This window comes from Acinetobacter sp. UBA3132 (assembly GCF_002364825.1).
Taxonomy (GTDB): Bacteria; Pseudomonadota; Gammaproteobacteria; order Pseudomonadales; family Moraxellaceae; genus Acinetobacter; species Acinetobacter schindleri.
This window is the reverse complement of sequence record NZ_DEZM01000183.1, coordinates 1-8,598: the sequence shown is the minus strand read 5'-3', so window position 1 is coordinate 8,598 and position 8,598 is coordinate 1. Positions and strand designations below refer to the sequence as shown.

Here is an 8,598-nt window from a genome sequence, read left to right as displayed (position 1 = left end):
CGCTGATAAAGAGAATAAAAAACAGCATAAACAACCGCTAAGCTGGTTTATATAGAGGCTGGTTGGCTGCGTAGACAGAATATTGTCTGACAATGTCAAAGCATTCCTTCAATAAAATAGGTTAAATAAATGAAAAGTCATTCAGCATGACAAGAACTGCATCAATAAAAATAAAGACAGGATGGCCATGCACGAGGAAAAAGCAAACAGCTTGTCTGAGCAGATCGCCAGGCATATCAGTGAACAGATTATTCGTGGTGAGCTCGTCGAAGGTGAGCGGATCCAGGAACTGAGAATTGCATCAGAACTTGATGTCAGTCGTGGTTCTGTACGCGAGGCATTATTATTGCTGGAACGCACCCAGCTCATCGAAATCTATCCGCGCCGCGGTGCCATTGTCTCAGAAATGTCTGCACTGCAAGTTCGTGCCCTGTTTGAAATGTGCTGTCTTCTGCTAGGTCAGATCGTGCAGCGTATGGCTGAAACCTGGCGCCCGCATGAGGCAGAGCGTGTTCAGCTATTATTAGAACAATTAGAAGCGGAAACCCGTCAAGGTCACACCGAAAAGTTTTATGATTTGATCTTTCAGGGCTTGGAGCAGCAGGACATGGTTGGTAATCCCTATCTGATGCGTTACTACCATGAGCTACTGCCTTCACTGCGACGCAGTTACTTTTTAACCCTGAATATTTCCAAGCGCGAGCTACAAGAATCTTTTGATCTGTTTAAGCTGGTAACTGATGCAATTCTGAGCCGAAAATCACATCAGGCCACTTTATTTATGGAAGATTTTTGTCGACACTTGCGCAACCTTGTGTTGGAATCACTAACACGGATGAAACAAATTGAACTTGCGTGGGCGAGACGCTCGCGCCGTTAAATCAGGACATTATGCGTTTAAGCAGTTTAAAACTTTCAGGCTTCAAATCTTTTGCCGATAGTACAACTTTACACTTTAAAGATAACCGGACTGCCGTTGTGGGGCCCAATGGTTGTGGCAAGTCTAACGTCATCGATGCAATTCGCTGGGTAATGGGGGAGTCGAGTGCCCGTCAGTTACGGGGCGGCAGCATGCAGGATGTGATTTTTACCGGAACGGCCAAACGTAAACCGGTGGGAATTGCCAGTGTAGAACTGCGCTTTGAAAATACCTATGGCAAGCTCGGCGGTGCCTATAATGCCTATAACGAGCTGGCCGTACGCCGTCAGGTCAACCGGGATGGCAAGTCTGAATATTTCCTGAATGGCACCAAATGTCGTCGTCGTGACATCACTGATATTTTCCTGGGTACTGGTCTGGGACCACGTTCCTACGCCATTATCGAGCAGGGCATGATTAACCGTCTGGTCGATGCCAAGCCTGAAGAAATGCGGGTTTATATCGAAGAGGCAGCGGGCGTATCGCGCTATCAGGCCCGTCGTCGCGAAACCATGCAGCATCTGGAACATACCACCCAGAATCTGTCTCGCTTAGAAGATATTGCTTCCGAACTCAAGTCCCAACTCAAAACCTTAAAACGCCAGTCCGAAACTGCAATTCAATATAAAGAACTCGAAGGGCAGATCCGTACCCTGAAAATTGAAATACTGTCATTCCAGTGCGAGCAAAGCCAGCGCTTGCAGGAAGAATATACCGTTGAGATGAACACGCTAGGCGACAGCTTCAAGTTAGTACGTTCTGAACTGACCACGGTTGAGCACGATCTGGGAGCAACCAGTGAGCTGTTTCAGCGTCTGATTCAGCAGTCCACCCCATTGCAAAATGAATGGCAACAGGCCGAGAAAAAGCTGGCTGAACTGGAAATAAACCTGAAGCAGAAACAGTCTCTGCTGGAGCAAAACTCAACCAGCCTGGTGCAACTAGAACAACAGAAAGCTCAAACCAAAGAACGTTTACAGTTGATTGAATTGCAACTGGATACCCTACAAGAGCAACTAGAAGATCAAACCACACAGTTACAACAACAGGAAGGTTTAAGTCAGGATCAGCAACAAGGTTTGCAGGAACTGAAATCTCAACAGGCTTCAGTCGCGACCCAGTTTGCTCGGATTAAAACTCAAGTCGAACAGCAACAGCAGCGCAAGATGCAGATGCTGGCACAAAGCGAGCAATTAGCTAAAAATATCATTCGTATCGAGCAGCAAAAAGAAACCTTGCAGCAACAATCAGCTCAGATTCAGAATCAAGCACAGCAAGATGAGCTGGAACAGTATCATCGGGAGAAAGCTGATACTGAACAACAGCTTATTCGCCTAGAAAGCCATTATGTTGAGCTGAGCCAGCAGCTGGAACAGGTCAAACAGGCACATAGCGAACAACAGCAACAACAGATACAGTTGAAATCTGAGTTGCAAGTATTGAATGCAGAAAAGAAAAACCTTTCCCAACTTCTGGCGAAAGCTAATCCGGCAGCTAAAGCGGATACCGTGCAACTGATGCATGTGCTAAAACTGAATGAGCAGGGCAAAGCCCATGCCAGCCTGATCGAAAAATTCCTGGAAAAATGGCTGTCTGCTCAGGTACTTTCGGATTCAGATCATTTTCTGGAAAATACAGCACGTCAACTGAAAGCACAGCAATCGCCTGCTAAAATCCAGCTAGCAAATGTCCAATCTCTGGCGGACTGGATTGAAAAACCACAGTATTCTTTATGGCAGCAGGTCGCCGTAGTGGAAACCCTTCAGCAAGCGCTACAACTACAAAACCAATTGCAGTCGGGTCAATCCATCCTTAGTTTAGATGCTTATCATGTCGGTCCAGACTGGGTGATTGGACTAGAGTTTGATGAAGCTAGCCAGGCAGGTCAAGGCGCACTGAGCCACCGGATTCGTCTGGATGAAATTGAACTACAACTAGCTAAGCTGGAAGAGCAATCCCGCCAAGCTGAACAGCATTTGGCTGAATCAAAAGAACAGCTGACAGCGCTGCAAATTCAGCTACAGCAAATCACCAGTCAACAGCAACAGGCACAGAAGCAGCTGCAACAGCTGGACTTAAATATTGCCAAAGTGCAAAGCGCCGCTCAGGCTTTTGCTGTGCAGAAACAGCAGTTGCAGAACCAGCTCCAGCAGCTAGATGAACAGCTTGAAGAAGATGCAATGCAAAAAGATGATCTGGAAATTGATCTGCATGCATTAAACCTAAAACTGGAACAGGCTTTACCGAATTATAAGACCTTGCAATTCCAGCTGGATGAACTGACTACGCAACTGGAAGATTGCCAGCAGCAAACCCACAATGCTCAGCAGGAACTGGAAATTACTCGTCGTCAATCGGTTCAGTCCAAACAGCAAGTCGAATTACTAGAAAAAGACCGGGTATTCCTGAAAGAGCAATACCAGCAAATTATTAGCCAGATTGAACAGGCCAAGAAATTTATTGATCCGGTACAGTTAGAACTGCCGCATCTGGAAAGCCAGTTTAACCAGCAGGTGGAATTGACAGGGAAACTGCAAAAAACCTGGTCGGAATGGCAGGTCGAGCTGAATCAGGTACAAAATAAACAACAGCGGCTCACTGAACAGCGTCATCAGTTCCAGCAGCAGGATGAAATGTTGCGGAATACACTGGAACAGAAACGCCTGGCCTGGCAGGCAGCTAAATCTGATCTGCAACACTATTCTGAGCAGCTAAAAGAATTGAATAGTGAAGTCATTACCGGTCTGAATATCGAAGTCAAAGTACATCAGGTCAAGCTGGAAAAAGCCCAATCGCAGTTCGACAAGCTCGGAGCGGTGAATCTTGCAGCATCTGAAGAATATGAAGAGGTTTCAAAACGCTATAATGAGTTGAGCCATCAGATTCAGGATCTGGAAAATACCGTCGAGCAGCTGCAGGCGGCCATGAAGAGCATCGATCAGGAAACGCGCAAGCTGTTTATGCATACTTTTGATCAGGTCAATGCTGAATTGCAAAACCTGTTCCCGAAAGTATTTAATGGCGGTGAAGCGAGCTTAAGTCTTGAAGATGGATGGCAATCAGGTGTAAAACTGATGGCACGACCACCAGGTAAGCGTAACAGTTCATTGGCTTTATTGTCTGGTGGCGAAAAAGCATTAACTGCATTGGCTCTGGTGTTTGCGATTTTTCGTCTCAATCCAGCGCCATTCTGTGTGCTCGATGAAGTCGATGCACCATTGGATGATGCGAACGTGGGGCGTTTTTGTAATTTAGTCAAAGAGCTTTCAGAACAAGTGCAATTTATTTACATCACACATAATAAGCTTGCAATGATGATGGCAACAGACCTCTTGGGTGTGACCATGCCTGAACCGGGCACCTCAAAACTGGTTACAGTGAATTTGGAACAGGCAAAAGAATACGGCTTAGCTGCGGAGGCATAAAATGGAAATCACTACTATTCTCGGGATTGTTGTAGCAGTCGTGATTATGCTCTTGGGCATTCGAATGATCATGAAAAAACCTGCTGATGCAGCACCATCATTGGATTCGGAATTACATATTGATCCAGACAGTCAGACACCGGTTATTCCGCGTCATGTGCGTGCCCAGCTGTCAGCACAGGAGGCAGAGGCGCAACGTGTTGAACCGAGCCTGAATGCGGAAACTGTTGAAAGCACAGCACCTGCAACAGAACCAAAAGAAACGGCAAAAGTAGAGCCGACATTGACGGAAACAGCCAAGCCTGTAGCAGAATCTGAAAGCCCGCTGGATACGCCAATCGTTCAAGAGGCTGAAGCAGAAGTCGCAAAAGCTGAAGTAAAAGAATCATTTGCTGAGGAAGCTAAGGCTGAAAATGCTGTTACAGAGGAAGTCAAACCTGCTGAATTTAGCCTGAACAGTAATATTGAAAAAGCTGAAATTTCAGACTTTGAAGATGAAAGCAGTATTCTTGATGCGCATCTGCATGAACAGAAAGTCGTGGATGATGAGTGTGCATTGGCGAATGCGGAAATGATTATTTCGCTGAGTGTCATTCCACAAGGCCGTGTATTGTCTGGTGAAAAAACGCTAAAAGTTCTGCTGAAATACGGCCTGCGCTATGGTGAGCTAGCTTGTTTCCATCGCTACAGCGAAGATGGTTCTAAACTGCTATTCTCGGTATTGCAGATCACGGATACAGGTATGGAAGGTTTTGATCTGGAAACTTTGTCAACTGAAGAAGTAAAAGGTCTGGCATTCTTCCTGGCACTGCCGCACAGTGATGTACAAAATGCTTTTGATACCATGGACAGTATTTCACGTCTGATTGCCCGTGAAGTAGACGGTATTGTCTATGATCAGAACCAGCAGGAGTTTACACCGCAGCTGCGTGAGTTCTGGCGTCATCAGGCGATTGATTACCGTGCGGGACAGCCAGCAGAAGTCTAAGTTTCTGTATTGAAACTGGACATTTCGATTTTTATAATAGCCAAAACTGAAGAATATACAGGGCGGGTTTTCCGCCCTTTTTTATGGTGAAACTATGACCCAGGAAACCACTGTCGTTGCGCAAATGCGCCAGCTGATTCAACTGATTGCCAAGCATAATCATGCCTATTATGTGATGGATCAGCCGACGATTGAGGACAGTGAATATGATCAGCTTTTTCATCAGCTCAAAGCCCTTGAAGAACAATATCCAGCATTGGTGCAGCCGGATACACCGACTAACCGTGTCGGTGGTCAGCCTTTAGCAAAATTCGTGACTGTAACGCATGCCGTACCGATGCTGTCTTTAGGCAACGTATTTAATAAAGAAGATTTATTTGCCTTTGCCCGCCGTATTGAAGAACGCTTGCCGAACCAGAAAATTGAATATGATGTCGAGCTGAAATTTGACGGTCTGGCCATTTCCCTGTGGTATGAACATGGGGTATTAGTGCGCGGTGTAACCCGTGGCGATGGTGAAACTGGGGAAGACATTACCCAGAATGTAAAAACTATCCGCAACCTGCCAAAATTATTATGTGAAGGTCACTGCAAGGTGCCTGACCTGCTGGAAGTACGTGGTGAAGTCTTGATGCCGAAATCCGGTTTTGAAAAGCTGAATGCGGCGAACTTGGCCAAAGGTGAAAAGACTTTTGCCAATCCACGCAATGCCGCCGCAGGTAGTTTACGTCAGCTGGACCCAAATATTGCTGCTTCACGTCCACTCGCATTCTATGCCTATGGTATTGCGCAGTGTGTGCCGCATCATGGACAGACCACGATGTCAGCAAGTCTGGAATGGTTACAGCACTTTGGTTTCGCCGTGGGTGAACGCCATTTCATCTGCGATAGCATTGAAGACGTACAGCAAGTCTATGAGCAGATCAATAAGGAACGTCCAAACCTCAGTGTTGAGATTGATGGCATGGTGATCAAGGTCAATGACCTGAAACAGCAGCAGCAATTGGGCTTTTTAAGTCGTGAACCACGCTGGGCAACGGCTTATAAATTTCCTGCGGTTGCAGCACTGACGACAGTTGAAAATATTGACTGGCAGGTGGGGCGTACCGGGACTTTGACCCCTGTCGCACGCTTGAATCCCGTCGCAGTTGGTGGCGTGACAGTTTCCAATGTGACCTTGCATAACATTGGCGAAATTCACCGTCTGGATGTACGGATCGGGGATACGGTCAGCGTTTACCGTAGTGGGGATGTCATTCCTAAAGTTGAAAAAGTCTGGCCAGAATTCCGTCCGATTGACGCAGTTGAAGTATATCTGCCAAAAAACTGTCCGGTGTGTGGTTCCCCTGTAGTGATGCCAGAAGGTGAAGCACTGGCACGCTGTTCAGGTGAGTTGTATTGTGCTGCACAACGTATTGAAACCATCCGTCATTTTGTGTCACGTAAGGCAATGGATATCGAAGGCTTGGGCGATCGTTGGGTAGAATCTTTATTGCACTTGAATCTGTTGAAAGATGTGGCTGATATCTATCACCTGCATGAACATCGTGATCAGCTGCTACAGATTGAAAAAATGGGCGAGAAATCTGTTCAGAACTTGATTGATTCTATCGAAAACAGTAAGAAAACGACATTGGCTGCTTTCATTTATGCATTAGGTATTCGTGGTGTCGGTGAAACCACAGCACGTATGCTGGCCAATACTTTCCAGACGCTGGATGCTTTACGTCGTGCTGATCTTGATGCGCTAAAGAAAACCCCAGATGTCGGTGATATTACGGCTGAATGGATTCTGGATTTCTTCCAGGCACCGCATAACCTGGAAGTACTGGATCGTCTATTGGCAGCGGGTATTCACTGGGATGCACCAATTGCGCCAACACGTCAGCCTTTGAATGGCGAAAGCTGGGTGGTAACTGGAACTTTAAGCTCTATGGGGCGTGATGAAGCAACTCAATTGCTGCAAGCTTTAGGCGCACGTGTGAGTGGCAGTGTGTCGAGTAAAACCAAATGTGTGGTTGCAGGTGAGAAAGCTGGTTCGAAGCTGGATAAGGCAGAAAAGCTCGGCGTGCCAGTATTAAATGAAGAACAGTTTATTGCCTTAATGAAAGAGCATGGTCAACTTCCTGCTTAATCGATCTTAAGCAGGAATTAAAAAAGACATCCTCGGATGTCTTTTTTAATGGCTTGATTGGGTTGGGCTCGTCATGATGAACTGAATTCACGTACAATATTGATCTATTGACAGGTATTGAGCCTGTCTCATCAGATGATTCTGTTCTCCCGTTGATGATTGGCATACACATGGCGCAAGCAAAGAAAACTTTTCCGCAACAAAAATCGGAATTACATGTACGAAATCTGCATCGCAGTCGTTACGATTTCCCTCAGTTAATGAAGACTTGTCCGGAACTTGCACCTTTTGTTAGCCTAAATAAATATAATGATCTTTCAGTCGATTTTTCTGATCCACACGCTGTGAAAATTCTCAATAAAGCATTGCTGAAACATTTTTATGGCATTCAATATTGGGATATTCCTCAAGATTTTCTTTGTCCGCCTATTCCGGGTAGAGCCGACTATATCCACTATCTGGCTGACTTGTTGAGTGCCAATCATCAAGGTCAGATTCCAACAGGACCTGCAGTTCAAGTCTTGGATATTGGGGTTGGTGCGAACTGTATTTATCCAATCATTGGTCATCGTAGCTATGGTTGGAAATTTGTCGGCTCAGACATTCATTCTGCATCCGTTAAAAGTGCTCAATTTATTGTCGAGGCGAATCCAAATCTACGTAAAGGGATTCAGATTCGATTGCAGAAGAACTCAAACAATATTTTCAAGGGTCTGATTAAACCCACAGAGCGTTTTGATTTGACGATGTGTAACCCGCCATTTCATGCCTCGCAAGATGAAGCAAATGCCACAACAACACAAAAATTAAGAAAACTCGGCAAGCCGGCTGATCGGACAAAGGTGGTGTTAAACTTTGGTGGTCAAAAAAATGAACTCTGGTGTGACGGTGGTGAAGAACGCTTTGTCTGCCAAATGGTACAAGAGAGCATACAGTTTGCTGAGCAATGCCTTTGGTTTAGCACACTCGTTTCTAAGAAAACCACATTGCCTGTGCTTTTAAATGCGTTGCGTAAGAGCGGAGCAGTAGATGTGAAAACCATTAAAATGACGCAGGGGCAAAAAGAAAGTCGTTTTGTCGCTTGGACTTTTTTAGATTCAAAGCAACAACAAGCATGGAGAAATGCACGTTG

At 45.7% G+C, this 8,598-nt stretch carries 5 protein-coding genes; all 5 read left to right on the top strand.

All coding sequences use genetic code 11. From position 1 onward, the window contains the following. Positions 1-187 precede the first annotated feature (187 nt). The gene (locus tag B4033_RS09895) at positions 188-880 is read left to right on the top strand and encodes a GntR family transcriptional regulator (protein ID WP_071320916.1); all 693 of its coding nucleotides are present in this window, start codon (positions 188-190) and stop codon (positions 878-880) included. A gap of 11 nt (positions 881-891) precedes the next feature. Then, complete coding sequence (gene smc / locus B4033_RS09890) at positions 892-4,344, top strand: chromosome segregation protein SMC (RefSeq protein ID WP_286833561.1); 3,453 nt, start codon at positions 892-894, stop codon at positions 4,342-4,344. Position 4,345: 1 nt separating this feature from the next. Then, positions 4,346-5,332: a cell division protein ZipA C-terminal FtsZ-binding domain-containing protein gene (locus B4033_RS09885; RefSeq protein WP_286833558.1), complete on the top strand. Its 987-nt coding sequence runs from the start codon at positions 4,346-4,348 to the stop codon at positions 5,330-5,332. 94 nt (positions 5,333-5,426) lie between these two features. Further along, the gene (gene ligA / locus B4033_RS09880; protein WP_286833557.1) at positions 5,427-7,466 is read left to right on the top strand and encodes an NAD-dependent DNA ligase LigA; all 2,040 of its coding nucleotides are present in this window, start codon (positions 5,427-5,429) and stop codon (positions 7,464-7,466) included. Positions 7,467-7,636: 170 nt separating this feature from the next. Further along, positions 7,637-8,598: 23S rRNA (adenine(1618)-N(6))-methyltransferase RlmF (rlmF, locus tag B4033_RS09875; protein ID WP_286833560.1), on the top strand; the 962-nt coding region annotated here is incomplete at its 3' end.